This is a genomic window from Ruegeria sp. L11 (genome assembly GCF_056531755.1).
On record NZ_JBQFMI010000003.1, the window covers coordinates 209,703 to 227,978 of the forward strand.

The 18,276-nt window shown below is 57.6% G+C and carries 18 protein-coding genes; 5 read left to right on the plus strand and 13 right to left on the minus strand.

Translation table 11 applies throughout. From position 1 onward, the window contains the following. Positions 1–126 precede the first annotated feature (126 nt). Positions 127–1,368 carry an MFS transporter gene (locus ACR0CE_RS09220; protein WP_480832054.1) on the plus strand — a complete coding sequence of 414 codons (1,242 nt, stop codon included), beginning with the start codon at positions 127–129 and terminating at the stop codon, positions 1,366–1,368. Here ACR0CE_RS09220 and hslV read toward each other — a convergent pair. Further along, entirely contained in the window at positions 1,360–1,917 is a 558-nt protein-coding gene (gene hslV / locus ACR0CE_RS09225; RefSeq protein WP_480474424.1) for an ATP-dependent protease subunit HslV, read from the minus strand. The genes ACR0CE_RS09220 and hslV overlap by 9 nt on opposite strands. Positions 1,918–2,114: 197 nt before the next feature. Between hslV and ACR0CE_RS09230 the strand changes: the two genes are divergently transcribed. Next, a complete protein-coding gene (locus ACR0CE_RS09230; protein WP_209505251.1) occupies positions 2,115–2,309 on the plus strand; it encodes a DUF1127 domain-containing protein in 195 nt (64 codons plus the stop codon). Positions 2,310–2,371: 62 nt separating this feature from the next. Here the strand turns inward: ACR0CE_RS09230 and ACR0CE_RS09235 are convergent, their stop codons facing one another. The 10 genes from ACR0CE_RS09235 to regB all read right to left on the minus strand — a co-directional run bounded on the left by ACR0CE_RS09235 (position 2,372) and on the right by regB (position 14,977). Next, positions 2,372–2,734, minus strand: a complete 363-nt coding sequence (locus ACR0CE_RS09235; protein WP_480832056.1) for a Lin0512 family protein — start codon at positions 2,732–2,734, stop codon at positions 2,372–2,374. After that, positions 2,731–3,081: a Lin0512 family protein gene (locus ACR0CE_RS09240; RefSeq protein ID WP_267366143.1), complete on the minus strand. Its 351-nt coding sequence runs from the start codon at positions 3,079–3,081 to the stop codon at positions 2,731–2,733. Before ACR0CE_RS09240 ends, ACR0CE_RS09235 begins: the two co-directional genes overlap by 4 nt. 73 nt (positions 3,082–3,154) lie before the next feature. Beyond that, complete coding sequence (gene trxA, locus ACR0CE_RS09245) at positions 3,155–3,475, minus strand: thioredoxin (protein WP_209505247.1); 321 nt, start codon at positions 3,473–3,475, stop codon at positions 3,155–3,157. A gap of 60 nt (positions 3,476–3,535) precedes the next feature. After that, positions 3,536–6,895, minus strand: coding sequence for a double-strand break repair helicase AddA (gene addA / locus ACR0CE_RS09250; protein ID WP_480832058.1), 3,360 nt, complete (start codon positions 6,893–6,895; stop codon positions 3,536–3,538). After that, positions 6,892–9,816, minus strand: a complete 2,925-nt coding sequence (addB, locus tag ACR0CE_RS09255; RefSeq protein ID WP_480832060.1) for a double-strand break repair protein AddB — start codon at positions 9,814–9,816, stop codon at positions 6,892–6,894. The genes addA and addB overlap by 4 nt, the downstream gene beginning before the upstream one ends. Then, the gene (locus ACR0CE_RS09260; RefSeq protein ID WP_480832061.1) at positions 9,809–10,495 is read right to left on the minus strand and encodes a nucleotidyltransferase family protein; all 687 of its coding nucleotides are present in this window, start codon (positions 10,493–10,495) and stop codon (positions 9,809–9,811) included. The genes addB and ACR0CE_RS09260 overlap by 8 nt, the downstream gene beginning before the upstream one ends. Then, on the minus strand, positions 10,492–11,496 hold the full coding sequence (locus ACR0CE_RS09265; protein WP_480832063.1) for an aminoglycoside phosphotransferase family protein: 1,005 nt from the start codon (positions 11,494–11,496) through the stop codon (positions 10,492–10,494). The genes ACR0CE_RS09260 and ACR0CE_RS09265 overlap by 4 nt, the downstream gene beginning before the upstream one ends. Continuing rightward, a complete protein-coding gene (gene tsaE, locus ACR0CE_RS09270) occupies positions 11,493–11,966 on the minus strand; it encodes a tRNA (adenosine(37)-N6)-threonylcarbamoyltransferase complex ATPase subunit type 1 TsaE (protein WP_480546089.1) in 474 nt (157 codons plus the stop codon). Before tsaE ends, ACR0CE_RS09265 begins: the two co-directional genes overlap by 4 nt. Before the next feature lie 42 nt (positions 11,967–12,008). Next, positions 12,009–13,514, minus strand: a complete 1,506-nt coding sequence (locus ACR0CE_RS09275) for a PAS-domain containing protein (RefSeq protein ID WP_480832065.1) — start codon at positions 13,512–13,514, stop codon at positions 12,009–12,011. 65 nt (positions 13,515–13,579) lie between these two features. Next, the gene (regB, locus tag ACR0CE_RS09280) at positions 13,580–14,977 is read right to left on the minus strand and encodes a sensor histidine kinase RegB (protein ID WP_480496378.1); all 1,398 of its coding nucleotides are present in this window, start codon (positions 14,975–14,977) and stop codon (positions 13,580–13,582) included. A gap of 90 nt (positions 14,978–15,067) precedes the next feature. Here regB and ACR0CE_RS09285 point away from each other — a divergent pair, with 90 nt between their 5' ends. Together ACR0CE_RS09285 and ACR0CE_RS09290 are read left to right on the plus strand one after the other, a co-directional pair. Next, complete coding sequence (locus ACR0CE_RS09285; protein WP_267366429.1) at positions 15,068–15,694, plus strand: SCO family protein; 627 nt, start codon at positions 15,068–15,070, stop codon at positions 15,692–15,694. 81 nt (positions 15,695–15,775) lie between these two features. Next, positions 15,776–16,330, plus strand: a complete 555-nt coding sequence (locus ACR0CE_RS09290) for an ActR/PrrA/RegA family redox response regulator transcription factor (protein WP_050604676.1) — start codon at positions 15,776–15,778, stop codon at positions 16,328–16,330. A 38-nt stretch (positions 16,331–16,368) separates the two neighbouring features. Here the strand turns inward: ACR0CE_RS09290 and ACR0CE_RS09295 are convergent, their stop codons facing one another. Both ACR0CE_RS09295 and ACR0CE_RS09300 read right to left on the minus strand, forming a co-directional pair. Next, positions 16,369–17,091 (minus strand): SGNH/GDSL hydrolase family protein, encoded by a 723-nt coding sequence (locus tag ACR0CE_RS09295; RefSeq protein WP_480546093.1) that lies wholly within the window; start codon positions 17,089–17,091, stop codon positions 16,369–16,371. Positions 17,092–17,127: 36 nt separating this feature from the next. After that, the gene (locus ACR0CE_RS09300; protein WP_480482603.1) at positions 17,128–17,721 is read right to left on the minus strand and encodes an HD domain-containing protein; all 594 of its coding nucleotides are present in this window, start codon (positions 17,719–17,721) and stop codon (positions 17,128–17,130) included. A gap of 206 nt (positions 17,722–17,927) precedes the next feature. Here ACR0CE_RS09300 and ACR0CE_RS09305 point away from each other — a divergent pair, with 206 nt between their 5' ends. Further along, positions 17,928–18,242 carry a hypothetical protein gene (locus ACR0CE_RS09305; RefSeq protein WP_480506832.1) on the plus strand — a complete coding sequence of 105 codons (315 nt, stop codon included), beginning with the start codon at positions 17,928–17,930 and terminating at the stop codon, positions 18,240–18,242. Positions 18,243–18,276 lie beyond the last annotated feature (34 nt).

Below are 18,276 nucleotides of genomic sequence, written 5' to 3' on the forward strand. Positions count from 1 at the left end.
GCAAACCGCGGGTCTTGGCCGCGTTGGTTAACAATGCCTCATGCGGTTTGCAAATCCTTTGCTTGGGGAAAACACGAACCCTCTGTTACGGTTGCGTCAGGGTTACGAGCGTCAGGAGCATACAGAATGACGAAGATTGCCAAGATTACCCTGTTGTTTGTGGTGTTTGTGGATCTGATTGGGCAAGGTCTGGTCTTTCCCATCATCAATTCGTTGATCATGGAAACGAGCTCGGGTTTTCTGCCGGAAAGCACGCCAGTGGGCCGTAGGCATTTTTACTATGGTCTGGTGATCGGATGCTTTTTCCTGTCGTGGTTTCTGGGTGTTGTTTATGTCTCGAAAGTGTCTGACTCGATCGGGCGAAAGAATGCGCTGCTGGTCTGCCTTGGGGGGGCGTTGGCCGGATATGCGCTGACCATTGTGGCGCTTTATCTCAATAACCTGCTTCTGCTGATCGTCGGCCGTTCGATTACCGGGTTCACTGCGGGCAATCAGCCCATCGCGCAGGCAGCGATGATCGATGGCAGCACTGACGCGTCTGACCGGGACCGAAACATGGGCTACATCGTGACAGGTGTCAGCTTTGGCCTTGTCGGCGGGCCGATCATCGGCGCGGTTTTGTCGGATTCGGCGCTGTTTGGCGGCTTTGCCACGCTGAAAACCCCGTTCTATGGCGCGTTCGTGTTGGTGTTGATCGCGATTCTTCTGGTGCTTCTGTTTTTCAAGGACACCCGAACCAAGCGCGAGCCCTTTGTGTTTCGTCCCCGCGATATTACCGACAGTCTGATCGCAGTTGGCGAACACCCTTTGGTTCTGAAAATCTTGCCGGTCTATTCGTTTTTCATGATCGCCAATGTCACATTCTACGTGTTTGTCGACAATTTCCTGACCAGCGCATTCGGGTATGGGGTCATCGGGGGCAGCGTGGCGATGGTTGTCATCGGTGTGGCGTTGGCCTTTTCCAGTACGTTCCTGGTGAAGCCTGCTCAGGAAAGGTTCAGCAAACACGCGATCATTTACACGTCGCTTGTGGTGATGGTCATTTGCGGGTTTGCCTTTGCCTTCAGCCCAAGCGGTGTATTCAGCTATGTCCCCGTGTTTTTCTTCTATTTCCTGTTCGGCATCGCCTATCCAACGCTGTTGGGCCTGTTCTCCTCAAGCGTGAGCGAGGCGGATCAGGGCTGGGCCATGGGCGTGGCCACCGCCGTGTTCTGTCTTGCGGGGGGGATCATGTCATTGATCGGTGGCGGGTTGATGAGCATCGATATCCGCGTGCCCTATTACATCGTGATCGTAGCGGCGGTCCTGGGGCTGGTCGGCATGCACCGTCGATGGAAAGGCAAAGAGATCAAGGCGCTTTTAGCCTGAGATCGTCTCAACCGTCAGGTTGCCATTGGTGTAGACGCAGATATCTGCTGCGATGGCCATGGATTGCCGGGCGATGTCTTCTGCGGATTTGTCGCTGTCCATCATGGCACGCGCGGCGGCCAGAGCGAAATTGCCTCCCGACCCGATGGCAGCCACATTGTGTTCGGGTTCCAGAACGTCCCCTGCCCCGGTGATGACAAGAAGATCTCTGCCGTCTGTCACGATCAGCATCGCCTCAAGCTTTTGCAGATACTTGTCGGTGCGCCAGTCCTTGGCGAGTTCAACCGAGGCGCGGGCCAGTTGACCGGGCGTAGCCTCAAGCTTGGCTTCGAGCCGTTCCAGCAATGTGAAGGCATCCGCTGTCGATCCGGCAAAACCTGCCACGACCTCGAACCCTCCGGGAGACAGGCGGCGCACCTTGCGCGCAGTGCCCTTGATCACGGTTTGACCCAGACTCACCTGACCGTCGCCGGCAATGACGACATGACCGTCCTTCTTGACGCCAATGATCGTTGTGCCGTGCCAACCGGGAAAGTCGTTATCTGCCATGATCGTCTCCGCTTTTGCTGGCGGTATATATGGGCCGGACCGGTTGTTGGCGCAACCCATTGCCAAACTGCCCAAAAGATATGCAAAAAATGCAATTCGGGGTTACCGGACCAGCAATTGTGAGTCCGGCCAAGCGGTACTAGATGAGGCTCACAACCGACGACGGGTCGGCTGTTTCTTCAATAAGGACTGCGCACATGGCAACTACAGCTAATATTCATGCGCCGCTCGGAGCAGCTACCATCCTGCACGTGGCGGACGTTTTCATCAATGCATTCGACAATGTTGTCGCATGGAATGAAGCCCGTAAAACACGGAACCTTCTGTCGGAACTCAGCGACACGCAGCTGGACGATATCGGTCTGAGCCGCGCGGATATCGCAAAAATCTGATCCAACCGACAGATCGCCAAACCGAACCAGCCGCCCGGATTTCCGAGCGGCTTTTTCGTTGCTCAGCTCTGGACGTATTTCCCGGCAAGATCGGGCAAAAAGGCCTCGACCGCAGCAGTTGCAATGACGTGCAGAGTGCCAGTCTCTTCATCAGCGACATCCAGACCACCTTTGATCGCGCGAACCTCGGCCCGGCCTCGCGGCAAGTCGGCAGCAACCAGCTCGCAATTCACCTGTTCCGGATTCTGAACGCCGATTGTCACGCGCACGCGCATTTCGTTGTGATCGATCCCCAGCTTTGAAAACAACGTGATGGATGAATGATGCAGCGCGTCCTGTACCGCGCGGCGGGCTGCTTTGGTATAATCCTGACCATAAAGGTCATTGCCAGTGCCCATTTCCAGGATGATCCGCTTTTCACTCATTGCGCCGGGTCCATGTCGAAAGAAACGATCAGTGCGGCGTTGGCGATGACCGTGTGGCCGTCGCCATGCGGTTTTTCGATGTCCAGCCCACCCTTTGTGACAGTAATGTTGGGCTGGCCATAAGGGAAAACGGCTTTGAGGGCGTCGGTATCCACTTGATCCGGCTGCTGCACGCCGATCTCGGCATCGATGATCATCGCCTCTTTCGGGAAACCAAACAGCTCGGCCATATTGACCGAGTTGTGCCACAGCGCGTCTCTGATCGCCCGCAGCGACGCCTCGGTATAGTCCATCCGGCGCAGGGATGTGCCCATCCCGAACTCTACAAGAACGCGCGTTTTTGCCATTGGCTTCCCCGCTGCTTCAACAAAAAAGGCGCCCCGATCTGAGACGCCTTTCGAACAATCTGTTATCGCCAGATCAGATGGATTCGTCGATCCAGCTTTGCAGCGCGGCTTTGGGGGCAGCGCCTGCGCGGTTCGATACAACCTGACCGTCCTTGAAGATGAACAGCGCCGGAATGCCGCGCACGCCCATGGCGGCGGCAGAGTTCGGGTTGTTGTCCACGTCCACCTTAGCGATCTTGACCTTGCCGCCATATTCGGCGGCCAGCTCTTCCAGTGCCGGACCGATCTGCTTACAGGGTCCGCACCATTCGGCCCAGAAATCCACTACAACTGGAACGTCCGAGTTCTTGACTTCGGCGTCAAAGGTTTCGTCGGTGACGGCTACGGTCGACATATTATGTCTCCTGAATGAAATGCGCTTGGGTTGTGAAGGTAGGGGCGGCAGTAGGTAAGGTCAAGATATCTGGGTGCAGCCCAGGGCATCCGTCACAAGATCGTGTGGCAGCCACATAAGATTTGCCGTTCTTGTCCAAAGGATTGCGGTGCGTATCTTATGGTTTGGATAGATCTGCGACAGGGCCTGCGCATACGCGCCCATTTGGCGAAGCAACCCTTCGGGGCAATCTTCGACCCGGTTCGGAACGGTGGCATTTGATTTGAAATCAATTACATGGACTTCGGTGTCTGTCACGATCAGGCGGTCGACAATCCCATACATTCGCTGCCCGTTCAGGTCGGCAGTAACAGGTATTTCGGCCAATGTGTCCGGCGTGAAAATGTGTCGCAGGCTTTCGGATGTCAGCACGCCTGTGACTTCGGTCAGCAATGCGTTCTGATCCTCGTGCCCCATGTCGGGCAGCAGGCGGGCGCAAAGCTCTGGCCAGTGGTCCTGTGTGACTTTGGGCAGATGCTCAAGCAGCAGGTGCACGCGGGTTCCGCGCAGTTTGGCAGCGTCTTCATCCAGACCAGCGTCACCCGGCAACGCCTTGGCACCACCCAGATCCGAAGGGCTGATAGAGGCCGCCGGTACAACTGGTTCTGGTGCGGGGTGCAGGAACATGTCGGGCAGTTCTGCATGTTTGGCCGATGCGTGTGACTGCTCGACCAATGGCAACCCATCCCAGTCTCCATGGGACAGCCGACGTTTATCTGAACCAGGCAGTTGCGTTGCCCCGGCCTTTTCCATCGCCGCTTCGACCATCTGGTACCAGCTGTTGCCATCTTTACCCAAATCACCCGCCGCCGCCACGATCAGCCACTTTTCAGCCCGTGTTAGAGCCACATATAGCAGGCGAAGCCGTTCGTTTTCCTCGCGGGTGCGCGCCTCTGACCGGGCGTGAGTGATCAGGTTTGGCGATTGGTCTGCCGAAACCTTCCACAGCGGTGTCCCGTCTGCCACCATAATTTCGGCGTCGCGTGGCGGTTGACGTTTGCCGGTATCCGGCAGAATGACGATCGGAGCCTCCAGACCTTTCGAGCCGTGCACCGTCATCACCCGGATCATATTTCCGACCCCGCTCATCTGTCGTTTGATTTCCAGATCGTCGGTCTGCATCCAGACCAGAAATCCCGTCAGGCTGGGGATATCCGTCCGCTCGTAGGCCAACGCCTGCGACAGCAGGGCATTGATACCGTCTTCTGCCTCGGGTCCCAGTCGGCCCAACAGGTTTCGCCGCCCGTCATGTCGGGTCAGAATGCGTTCGATCAGGTCATAGGGGCGCAGAAAGTCGATCTGGCTGCGCAGATCGTTCAGCACGGCCAGGGTTTTGGGGAAATCGTCGGCGCGTCTGCGCAAAGCAGCCCACAGGAATTGCTCCTCCCGCCGATGGGCCAGATCGAAAAGCTGCTGCTCGGACCATCCGAACAGTGGGGATTTCAGAACCGTCGCCAGAGACAGGCTGTCTTCGGGCGTGGCCAGAAAGCTAAGCAGCGCAGCCAGATCCTTGACCGCAAGTTCGGCACCCACTTTCAGCCGGTCCGCCCCGGCGATGGGAAGCCTGGCAACCTTGCAGGCGCGAATGATTTCGGCAAACAGGTCGGACCGGCGTTGCACAAGGATCAGAAAATCACCCGGTTGCACTTTGCGTCGAACAAACTGGCCCTGTGTGTCCCCGTCTTCAGGGATCGTTTCGCCGCCATCGATCATTTTTTTGATCGTCTCAGCCACCCGTTCGGCCAGAATAACGGTATGATGCCGCGATCCGGGCCGGTCCACCGGATCGGTCCAATCCCCCTCTTCCGCGTCTTCGACTTTCTCGACGACGGGCCAAAGATCAACCCGACCAGGCAAATCGGATTTGAAGGCGCGGTGCTGGCTTTCCTTCTGAAATCCTGCATCGGCGCGGTTCTCAAAAAGCGTGTCGACCAGAGACAAGATCGCGCTGGAGGATCTGAATGAATATTCCAGCGTCGAATCCCACAGTTTAGAGCCTGATTCAGCGAGTTTTCGGTCAAACTCTTCCTGCATCCGGTCAAAAGCCTGCGGGTCGGCGCCCTGAAAGGAATAGATCGATTGCTTTTTATCGCCGACCACGAAAATCGTGCGCTCGACCCCTGATCGGGCCCCTTCCCCACTGGTGAATTCCTGAGCCAGTTTTTCGACCACATCCCATTGATCGGGGCTGGTGTCTTGCGCTTCGTCGACAAGAATGTGGTCGATACCCCCGTCTAGACGGTACAGCACCCATTCGGCCACCGCCGGGTCATTCAGAACCTGACGTGCGCGCAGGATCAGGTCGTCGAAATCCAGCCACCCCCGCAACTGCTTGCGGCGTTCATATTCCGGTAGAAATGCAGCGGCAAAGCGGTGCAAAACGGCGGTTTTCTGGGCGGCAACCAGCGCCAGTCGGCGTTCACGCGCGGCCTCGACCCGCAGCATGAGAGCTTCGAGTTGAGGCATCCGGTCCGCCAGCGCACCTTCGCGAAGGGGTTTGGTGGGAAAGCCGTTGATCTTGGCGGTAAACGGTTCTTTTGCGCCTTTTCCGGTCAGCAGCACGTCTTCCAGCATGGGCAAGTGAGCCAATCGTGCGTCGGTGAACCCTGCCAGCCTTGCCGCAGCCTTGGCATTATTGCCTCCACTTTCGAGCAATACGGGCAGCATTGATTGGATCAGCTGGACCTCACCACCCTGAAAAACGCTTTGGAACAACGCATTATCGTCGAAATGCGAGGGCAGTTCGAAGCGTTGCAGAAGATCAGACCAATCCAGTTGCTGCGCGAACAGGTTGCGTTTCTGGGTGATCGCCGCAGTCAGCTTGTCAAAGCCTGTATCGGTGACAAACCGGGCCACGTCTTCGATCAGCCCGGCCTGCGGGCCTTCTGCAAAATCTTCAACAATTTCTTCCCTTAGCAAAGCTGCCGCACGGTCTTCCATTTCCGAAAACTGCGGGCTGACCCCGGCCTCGAGCGGGAAACGACGCAGCAACGAGGCGCAGAAAGAGTGAATTGTCTGAATCTTCAAGCCACCCGGCGTCTCAATGGCGCGGGCAAACAGGGTGCGCGCTTGGGCCAATCGATCTGAATCGATGGTGCCAGTCACGCCCAGTTCGGCCAGGTCCTTTTGCAGCCTGGCATCTTCCAGCATGGCCCATTTGCCAAGACGGTCAAACAACCGGTTCTGCATCTCGCTGGCAGCGGCTTTGGTATAGGTCAGGCAAAGAATGTGCTGCGGTTGGACGCCACCCAGCAGCAGGCGCGCCACCCGATCGGTCAGAACCCGTGTCTTTCCAGACCCCGCATTGGCGGCCAGCCAGGTCGAGGCATCTGGTCGCGCGGCCTGCACCTGCCGTTCGGTTGCTTCGTTGCGCGCGCTCATGTCAAATCCTCGGGGCGCGTTTCGGCTGTCCGGTCCCACTCGCCGAACCTGGCCAGATGATCATAGTCACCGATATCCGTATCCTTGTGTAGCATTCGGCGGGACGAATACCCCTGATCAGATTCTAAATAAGCCGAAATCAGCTCTTTCAGCTCGGCTAGAACCTTGTCGTCGGGTTCTTTCAGCAGCGGCGCGGGCACCTCTTTATAGGCACCACCCATCCCGATGAAGATCGCCTCTGCCACCGCCATCGGGTCAAGCCCTTCGATACCGCCCTGCTCGGCCATTGCGGCCTCGATCAGCAATTGCTTGTCGAATTTGGACTGCTGGCTTTCTGTCGGAGGCGCGCCGGTTTTATAGTCGATGATCCGCAAGGCCCCCCGGCTGTTGTGATCGATCCGGTCGGCGCGCCCTGTTATGGTGAAATCCAGCGGGTTCAGCACCAGCTTCATCGCCGCTTCAAAGGCCACTGGCCCGCCATCACCCCGGCGCGAAAGTTCGGCGCTGATAAAGTCGTCTGCGATCCGTTCCAGTCGCGCAAGCCACAGGTGCCGCGCCGTGGGCCAGGCGACATGCTGCTCCAGCAATGCGTGCGCGCGCTTCAGGAAATTCTCACGCGTCAGCAAGGCGTTGTCGAGCACGCTATCCTTGACGAAATGTTCGAGGATTTCGTGGATTACGATCCCCCGCAGCAACGCGTCGGGTGCCTGGACAAGCGGGTCGAGAGGATTCAAACGCAGCACATGCTTGGCATAGATGGCATAAGGATCGCGAATTAGCCGCTTGATTTCCGTTACTGACAGGTGACGTGGACGCGCGGCAACTGGCGGGCGCGGGGATGGGCGTTGCGCGGGGTCAATGCGCGGCGCGTCTTCCAGAGCGTCGGACCAATTCAGCCAGTTTTGGCCACGGGCGCGCATTTCGGCCAGCGCTTGGGGGCCACCCTGCTCAGGCAGGCCTTGCAACAGGTTTGTCAGCCGGTTCACCCAACGGGACGGCACCGTTTCCGCATCGTCCGAGCGGGTTGCGCGGGTTAGCCAGACCTCGGGCGCGCCGATGGCCTGTTGAAAATCATGCGCCGACAGGCCAATCCGCCGTTCTGGCAGCAACAACCCCGCTTTGTCACGCATCTGCCGGTTCAGCCAGGGGTCAGGAGCCGGAGCTTCTGGCCAACTGCCTTCGTTCAATCCGCCAAGGATCAACAGGTCCGCACCTTGTACCCGCGCTTCGAGTGTGCCCCAGATCATGATATGCGGATGTGGCGCGTCGCGGTCGCGGACCTCTTCCCCTGCAAGCAACGCGCCCAGAAGATCGGCAAAATCATGGGCTGTCATCGGCCCGCCATGTTGCGCCTCATCCCTGAGGGAATTCAGCACTGCCAGCGTTTTTTGACCCGCGTTCTTGTCCCAAAGCGTGCCGGTTTCACCTGCACTGCCGGCCGAGATCGCCTCGGCAAGTGTTGTGAGCCGATCTACCCAGTCGGAAAGCGCCAACTCGCCACTGATCTGTTGATCGCAGAAGTGGTGAACAACCCAGTGGGCCCAGCTTTCGGGGGCTTCTTTGCGTACTGCAAATGCTGCGAGGCTGGTGCCATCCGGAAATGGCGGGCCATTGCGGCGCAGGTCCAGTTCCAGATCACGCGTGTGCAGCAAATGGTTACCGCGTTCACTGCCGTCATGGCACAAAGGGTGTTTTAGCAAGGTAAGCAGCGCCTCGCCCTCCAGACGGCGCGTGAACAGACCAGCCACATGTCGCAGAAACCGGCCCGGAGGCGAGAGTTGCAGCGGCAGGCCGGCGCTGTCATCCGCCAGAATGTTCCACCGGTCCAGCGCGGCGCTGACCTGACGGGTCAACATGCGATCGGGCGTGATCAGGGCGGCGGTCTGACCGGTTTCAGCAGCCTGTCGCAGGCGCAGGGCAATGGCCAAAGCCTCGTCCCGCGGTGATTGCGCCTCGACCAGTGTCAGGTCTTTGGTTGCGCCGAGTAGATCAGCCAGTTTCGGGCCTTCGCTCATCCAGGCATCGGTGATCGGGGCCGGGCGCAAAGCCAGGGAAACCAGACGGTTACGGGCAGGCGAGGGGGCGTTCAGGTCTGTCCAGGGGGTGATCTGGCCGGGTGACAGGCCCAGCCCGCGCATCAACTTGCGAAACCGGTATTGCGGATGATCTTCCGAAGTCAACGCATCATCCAACCCTTCCCAAACGTGATCCGGCTGGTCGAAATCGTATCCGGGCAGTACCAGCGCCCCTTGCGGCAAGCGCGCGACGGCGTCCATCAGCATCAGCGTGGTGCCGCGCGAACCGGTTGACCCGGCCAGAATAACCGGATGCAGGGGGGGATCGGTTTGCCAGCGGGCGATCAGGTTTTCGACCACGCGACGTTGGCGGGCCTGCGCGTCCATCACCTGCGAGCCCGTGTCAATGAAATGATCTGCGATACCGATAAAGGTCTGAGCCCGCGCCCAATGGCCGGACATGTCGCTGACATCCAGCCCCCGGATCGTGTCCGGTGACACACCTTCGCCCTGCATTTCGTCGATCAGCGCCGCCAGACTTTCGGACAGGTCAAAAACCGACGACCGCGCGGCCAGATCCGGTTGTTGTTCCAACAATTTGGCCACCAGCTGCGTCAGTTCCAGACGCCGCCGAAGGGGCGGAATGGCAGGTGGAATATGCGCCAGATCAGCGCTGTCCCCCAGATCGGTTAACAGCGAGATGCGGGGCAGCAGGCAAGGTGGCCCCTGATTGAACAGATCACGTACGCGCCGCTCCATGCGTCGCGTGTTCAACACCAGTTCCACCCGCGCCAAAGCCTCGGGCGGACCTGAACAACGCCGCTTCAGACCGTCGACCAACGCCTTGGGGAAATCCGTACCGGGTGGAACAGCGAAGACGCGGGGAAGGGGTTCGGGGTCAAACATCGGCCAGCAAATCCTCGGCCAGAGCGATCCCATCAGGGTGACCCACATCACACCAGCGCCCGGGATACTCGATGCCGAACAAACGCCCCTGGCCGTGCATCTGGTTCCAAAGCAGATTCAACGAAAACGCCGGCTGCGAGATGGCGTGCAATCCTTGTGTCTTGAGGATCTGCGCGCCCCCGTAAACCAAGCCGGGCCCACGCGTGATCCGCCCCGCCTGATCAGCGGTAAAATCACCGGGCCCGTCGTGACCTATGGCCTGCGCAGTTGGAACACACATCAAAAGCGCATCCATGCGGGCCGGATCCCATGCGTTTTGCAGCAGTTTCAATGGATTTGGGCCGGACCAGATTGCGTCGGTATTCAGGGTGAACACTGGGTCGGTTCCCAGCAATGGCAGGGCTGCGCGCAACCCGCCGCCGGTTTCCAGGATCTCCGGCTCCTCCCGCGATATCAGAATGCCTTTGGGCCCGAGATGCGCGTCGAGCTGATCGGCGTGGTAATGCACGTTTGCAACTGTGCGAACAGGGCCAAGGTTGTCGACAAGATCCAGCGCATGGTCGATCAGGGGGCGCCCGGACACTTCGATCAGCGGTTTGGGTCGGTCCTTGGTCAACGCGCCCATACGGGTGCCAAATCCGGCGGCAAACAACATTACGGCAAAGGGTGATCCGGTCATTGCGGCCTCAGCCTGGCCAAATTCTGAGGTGTTGGTCGGGGCAGAGCGTCGTGCAGTAGCGAGGCCACGGAAACAAGGGCAGGGTGTTCCAGATCCCGCATGAGGTGCGACCAGACCGCCGGGATCATGTCCAGATATTGCGGCTTGCCGTAATCGGTTGCCAGTCGCGAAAAACCGCCAAGGATGCGAAGATTTCGCTGCGCGCCCAATACACTGTACGCGGTCCGAAACTCGTGATCATCCATACCTGACCCTGCAATATAGCGGTTGATCATCTGCATTTCTGTTCCGACCGAAACATCGCGGCGAATGTCCTGAAGCAAGGACACCAGATCATAGGCGGGGTGCCCCAGCATGGCCAATTGGAAATCCAGCAATCCGACGCGCCTTAAGCCGTCGCGCTCGGGCAGCCAAAGAAGGTTTTCCGCGTGATAGTCCCTTTGAATGACAACTTTGTACCCAGAGGTTTCTCGGTGCAGAATATCGGCAAACCGAAGTTCGAACCGGTCCAGAACGTCCTGATCAACATTGCCCTGAATTCCAGCAGCATATCTCGTAAGCGCCAGCGTCGCCAGATCCGTCATCAGGGCCGGGTCGTAGGACGGTAGCGACAATAATGGGGCCTGATGCAGGTGAAGCAATACGTCTGTTGCGGCCTCGTACAAAAAGCGTTCTTTGGACGGGTCTTTTTTCAGAACACGTGCAAACAGATCATCACCCAGATCTTCCAGCAGCAGAAATCCATATTCAGCGTCTTCTGCGTAAATCTCGGGCGCACTCAGGCCAATCGAACGCAGATACTCAGCAACACGCACAAACGATTCGACGCTTTCGCCCTTGTCTGGTGGCGCATCCATCAGGACAGCCGTTCGCCCACTGACCGGATCGGTAACACGTTCGTACCGGCGGTTCGATGCGTCGCCGGCCAGTGGTGCACGCGTTGCCCCGGCCCAAGGAGTTTGTGCAATAAGGGCCTCTGCCAGGACTGTCCTGTTTGTCATCCTGCACTCTCCAGCTTTTTTACCCATTTCGGATCGGTCCATGACAAGGACACGTGGCGGGTATCTTCTGTGTCAGGGTCTGTTTCGAAGGCCAGCTTTAACGAAGCGGCAGGGGCTAGTGCGCCCAGCTTTTCCGGCCATTCCACAAGGCAGATTGCTGTGTCAAAGGCATCGACCAAACCCAGTTCATCCACTTCCTCTAACGCGTTCAGCCGATAAAGATCGCAGTGCCAGATCTCACCGGCAGGGGTGTCATAGGTCTGAACCAAAGTGAATGTGGGTGACGGCACATCTTCCGGTTCAGGCATAAGTGATTGAATGAGGCTGCGTGCGAAATGCGTCTTGCCGCTGCCGATTGCACCACTAAGCAACAGGACATCCCCATCACTGAGCGAATACCCGACACGGGTCGCAAAATCTGCGGTTTCATCGGGCGATCTGAAGGTCAGGGTTTGGGGGGGCGTCGTCATGGCGCCACAATGACGTTCTGCCCAATCGGCTGCAACCCCGGTTCAGGCGCTGATCTGTTCCAACGGGGCGGTTTTTGTCAGAAGATCCACGGGTGCAAACCGCACGATCGTCGCACCGTTATGAACCGGTGAAACCGTGCAGTCCAAAGTGATGCCCGACCGCATCCGGATTTCAGCCGTCCACTCCGCCCGGTTATCCCGCATTTCGACGAAATCCCGGATCTCTCCCAGAATCGGCGTAGCAACACAATGCTCCTGCCACCGCCGCGTGACATCGGTGACCGTGTCGTTCTGAAAGCCGATTTCCTGTGCGTCGCCCCAAAGTTTTTCGTAGGCGTAGTTGGTAAGGGCCAGGGTGCCATCATCGGCAAATACAGCGATTGCATCGGCCAGCTTGTCCAATATGGATTGCATAAGATCCATCTCGGACCGGAAGCGGCGCGTCAACGTGATTTCTGCCGTAATATCTTCGAACAGAAACGCAACAGCCCCGTCGGGGTGCGGCCTGCCGCTTACAGAATAAACCGAGCCAGAGGGAAGCGACCATGTTTCGTGGTAATTGCCGCCCTCGGCCGCTTCGAGCAGGTCGTTCATCTGACGCCGCCATGTACGGTAGTTCTTGGGCTCTGGCATCATGTGCTGATCCCTTAGCCGGTCGAAGAAACTGCTGATATTCGGGCGGCAACTGAGGAAATCCGGCGGCAACGTGGTCAGATCAATCAGGGCCGGGTTGAACAGCGCCAGTTGCCGGTTGCGATCGAAAATGGCCAGGCCGATCGAAAGTTGAGCAAACGTCTTGGTCATGGTCTGCACGAACTTGCGTTGCGCGGTTTCCGCTTCGACAATGGCGTTGATGTCTGTGGCGTAACATAACCGCCCGTCTTCCTGTTCGATCTGCGTCAGGTCGAACCACAACTTGCTGTTGGTCCCAGTCACATCTACCGAAACCCTTGATTTTCCAAGCGACGGCGCATCAGAGGTGCCCGGAAACAGCGGGGCAGTCAGATCGGCATCCTGACCACGCGCCCGGCGAACAAGCGTGACATAAGCCGCATTGCACCATTGCACCTGGCTGTTGTGATCCAGCAACCATACTGGATAGGGGGCCTGTTCCATGGCCAAACGGCTCGGTTCACTCAGCGTGCTTGACCCAGTCGGAGGTACTCTGGCCGGTTCGTGCAGACGCACGCGGACAATCCCGTCGATCCATTCACACACGACTTCGCGTTCGACTGTGCAATCAATGGCCGAGATTACCAGTACATTTTGATCACGAACCTTTTCGGGTGTTTCGGGGAAGGTGGGGAAATCCCTTTGCAGCAGGCGGCGCAAGTCCTGCCAGCTTCCAACATGTTCGAACCCGGCAAGCGCGATATCGGAGTGGCTGATCAGGTGATCACCATCAAACAGGAATACCGCATCGAACAGGGATGTTGTCGAAAACAAACCAAAGACATCGTCGCGTTGCGTCTGGCGTGGCAATAACCACTGCACGGCAAAGCATCCCGATACCAGGCTGATCGCGGCCAGAATGATCCAGTCGGCCATGAATATCCCCAAGGTAGAACAAACCCCGGCTGACTATGGGCAGGATAGGTTAACGGCTCCTTAACTCATACTTGAATGCGTTTGTTGGAACCGGATGGAACCGGCGTGTCACCCTTTTGCGCGTCAATCAGGTTGCGCGGCCACGAGACTTTGACGATCGCGCCTGTCCTGTCCTTGTGATCAGTCAGATGCTGATACGGATCCGTGCCATTTGCGAATTTCAGCTCGGCACCGCTGCGTTCCAGCAACGTTTTTGCGATGAACAGTCCCAGTCCCATGCCTTCGTATTCCGGCCGGGTTCGCAGGTCGGCTTCGGCCCGTCTGCGGCGCATGAAGGGATCACCTATGCGTCCAATCATGTGCGACGGGTAGCCGCGCCCGTCATCCATGATGCTGACGGTGATCCTGCTGTCTGTCCATTCGGCTTCGACCCAGACATTGGCGCGGGCGAAATCCACGGCATTCTGGATCAGGTTGCGGAGCCCGTGAATGATCTCGGGCTTTCGCAGGATCGAGGGTTGCAGCACGTCTCCGCCCTGCGTCGGGCCTTCGGAAAAATGAACGACCTTGCCCCGGTCAACATGCGGTTCGGCGGCTTCGTTCACCACCGTCGAAAGCGGAGCCTGCCGCAAATGCAGGTCATCTTTTCCGGCACGACCCATATCGCGCAAAATGTCGCGGCACCGATCAGCCTGCTCGCGGATCAAGGCGGCGTCTTCCTTGAGGTCGGGGCGGTCGTCCAGCTCTTCGATCAGTTCCGCACTTGTCAGTTTGATCGTGGCCAAGGGGGTGCCCAACTCGTGCGCGGCAGCGGCGACCACGCCACCCAGATCGGTCAATTTTTGCTCGCGGGCCAGCGCCATATGGGTGGCAGCCAGCGCTTCGGACATGGATTGAACCTCGGAACTGACGCGGTGAGAATAAGCACCGATAAAGACGATGGCGATAATAATAGCCGCCCAGTTGCCAAACAGCAGGATTTCCGGAATGTCCAGAAACACTCCGATGTTGGTCCGCAGCGGCAGGTGGAATTCCGCCAGCAGAGTGGTCAGAACAATCGCAACAGCCCCGACAATCAAGGTCGACCGTGTGCTCATCACATTGGCGGAAATCGTGACCGGCCCCAAAAGCAGAAGGGCAAAGGGGTTGTTCAGACCGCCCGTCAGATACAACAAGATCGACAGTTGCAGCAGATCGAACAGAACCATCAGGAAGTTTTCGAACTCGGACATCCGCTTGTTCTGTGGAAACAACAGAATGGCAGTCAGGTTACCCATGACCGAGATCCCGATGGCCAGATAGCACAGGCCCAGTTCCAGCTGCACGTGATAGTATTGCTGGGCCACGGTGATGGCGGTGATCTGACCAAAAATGGCAACCCATCGCAACAGGATCAGGGTGCGCAGGCGGATCCAGCTGCTGCGTTCCTGGCCGCGCCAAAAAGTCTGATTGGAATCTGCCATCGGTCGCTTATGTCCTGTTGCAAAGGCTGGTCATCTTGATAGGTGTCCCGGCCGGAACGATCAACAACCCCTTGCGACCGGAAAACCGAAATGACCCGCCTATACGCAATTCTTGCAACTCTCGTTCTGGCTATTGGCCTAGGTGCGATGTGGCTTTTGACGCGTGGGGGCGGATCCGGCGACCAGTTTGCACAGTGCCGATCCGGGCAGATCGCCGGGGGGACCGCTGCTATCGGCGGGCCGTTTGAACTGGTGAATGGCAAAGGTGAGACGGTGACCGACAAAGACGTGATCACCGAACCCACACTTGTCTATTTCGGATACACATTCTGCCCCGATGTCTGCCCGTTTGACATGTCCCGCAATGTTGAGGCCGTGGATATCCTGAACCAGCGCGGACAGTCGGCCACTGCGCTGTTCATCTCGATCGATCCCGAACGGGACACGCCCGAGGTTGTGGATGATTATGCCTTTAACTTAGGCGGCAAAACGATTGCCTTGACCGGTTCACCCGAACAGGTCAGGGCGGCGAGCAAGGCTTACAAGACCTATTACAAGGCACAGGATAAAAGCGACGAATTCTACCTTGTTGACCATTCCACCTTCACCTATCTGGTGACGCCCGAACATGGTTTCCTTGAATTCTTCAAGCGCGATGACACGGCCGAACAGATGGCGGACAGGGTCGGGTGCTTTCTGGACCAGGCAGCGCATTAACAAGGTTGTTTGACCTTTGTTTCTGCGCTGCTATTACTCATGTTTAAGCCAAAGGCATGAAATAGCGGAAAGACCTAACATATGGCAGACAGTTCTCAGCTTGATATCGGCCCTGACAAATCCTTGCTTTTGGTGGATGATGACGAGCCGTTCCTGAGACGTTTGGCCAAGGCCATGGAAAAGCGTGGGTTCGAGGTTGAAACCGCAGGATCCGTCGCCGCAGGCCGCGCAATTTCCACCGCCCGCCCACCGGCTTACGCGGTTGTTGACCTGCGACTGGAGGATGGCAACGGTCTGGATGTGGTTGAGGTTTTGCGCGAAAAGCGCCCTGACAGCCGGGTCGTGGTTCTGACCGGGTACGGGGCGATTGCGACTGCGGTTGCTGCCGTAAAAATCGGCGCAACCGATTATCTGTCGAAACCCGCCGACGCCACCGACATCACCAATGCGCTGCTGGCCAAGGGTGACGAATTGCCCCCGCCGCCGGAAAACCCGATGAGCGCGGACCGCGTGCGTTGGGAGCACATCCAGCGGGTTTATGAGCTGTGCGACCGGAATGTCAGTGAGACCGCACGGCGGCTGAACATGCACCGCCGGACCTTGCAGCGGATACTAGCGAAACGCAGCCCGCGTTGAGACTATAACCTAATCACCGCAAAAAACCCCACTCAGCGTCACTGAAGGGAACACTTTATTTCAGCGCAAAGCTGCTGTGTCAGGTGACGATAACCGATTGGATTGGGGTGTAGGCCGTCCGATGTCCACTTGTCGATGTTATCACTATACCCGGGAGGGGAGTTGAGAAACGTGCAGTTTCCCATCTCCAAGCAAGCTTGTTGTGCTGCAATGTTGTAGGTGGTTCGAAACGTTTCGTTTTCGATAGTCCAAGTTTCGCTTGCGACAGGCAGAACGGCACGCCAGATCAATCTGTCTACGGAGGTGAACACATCCGCTAACTGCTTAACATATTTCGGAATCTCCTCCAGAGGTGTGTCGTTCAGGGCGTCATTAACCCCAACACCCAAGTACCAGACCGGAACATGAGTGATGAGCTCCGGGTGTACCCTTGCTATTAAGCCTTGGGTTGTGTCCCGACTGATTCCCAGATTCAATGCGTTTGAAACGATGTTGCTGGTTAGCCATCCCTCGATGATGGAATCACCAATAAATGCGATTTGAATATTCGGTGACGCTAGAGCTTGGGAAATCGGTCGTTTGTGCAGCCACACCATTGTCTGATAGTGTTTAGTTTCTGTGACGGGAGTATGCGCTCCGGTAAGCTTGCGTACTGTCTTCGCCAGATACCCAGTTCTGATCAACACGGCTGCTAGCGCCAGGATCAGCACCAAATTTGTTGCAAGCAAGATCCGGTTCCCAATCGGCCGTTTCGCGCTCATTTCACCATTTCCTTTAGCTGTTCAGGTTGCAAGTCGCTAAAGTAGCGCGAGAAGCACTGTGTGCCGATCTGTGTAGGCTTTCCTTACTTCGACCGGTGGTCTCAACGTAATCTCCAATCCCTCCATCACCGCTTTATCCGGGCGACCAAAGAATTTCGTCGCCTCAGCCTCGGAAAAGCCCGCGATCTGGGTGGCCTCCATCCAGGCGCTGATCTTGTCGGCTTTCTTGATCTGCCGCTTCACCGTTTTCGGCACCGCGGCTGGCAGGCCGAAGCGGATGTGAATTGCTGCCGCCAGACGGTCATCCAAGGCGCCGTAACCGGGGCCCACAGCGGATTTGACCGGCGAAATCATGTCGCCGATCACGTATTCCGGCGCATCATGTAACAGGGCTGCCAACCGCCACTTGACGGGTGTCTTGGGGGCAATTCTGCCGAAGAGTTCCTCAACCAACAGGGAGTGTTCGGCCACGGAATAGGCGAAATCGCCGCGTGTCTGCCCGTTCCAGCGCGCCACAAAAGCAAGCCCATGGGCGATATCTTCTATCTCGATATCCACCGGGGTCGGGTCCAGCAGGTCCAGCCGACGCCCCGATAACATGCGCTGCCATGCCCTGGGTTGTGTTGCCATTTTGCTATGCCTCGCCTGACCGGACGCGATTGCGCCATATTTTTGTGTTATGATGTACCTGTCTGGATCACTTGCTGCCAACAGTTTCTTGAGCATTTGTGCTTTGAAACGGCGCGCCATGATCCCGACATCAAAACCGAGGGGGGCACATGCTTCTCCCGGTGTGCTCCTCTCGACCGTGAAACGCGAAACGATAGGAGTTTGTCATGTTCAAGCGTTTATTCGCCATTGCCTTGACCTTTGGTATGGCCGCGACCGCCCCACCAGCTTTTGCCCGGAGCTGTGCAGAACGCGACGATATTGTCGCCAAATTGCAGGAAAACTACGCCGAAGAATTGGCCTTTGGCGGTTTGCAAAAGACACGCAGCGCACAGTCGGTGATGGAGGTCTGGGCCTCGAAGGAAACGGGCAGTTATACCGTTTTGGTAACCAATGCGAACGGAATCAGCTGTATTGTTGCCGTTGGCACAGATTTTTTTGAAGCGATACCAAAGATAAAAATCGAAGGCACGCCAAGCTGAAAGCGGCCACCAGGCTTCCGGTAACAGTCTTCAA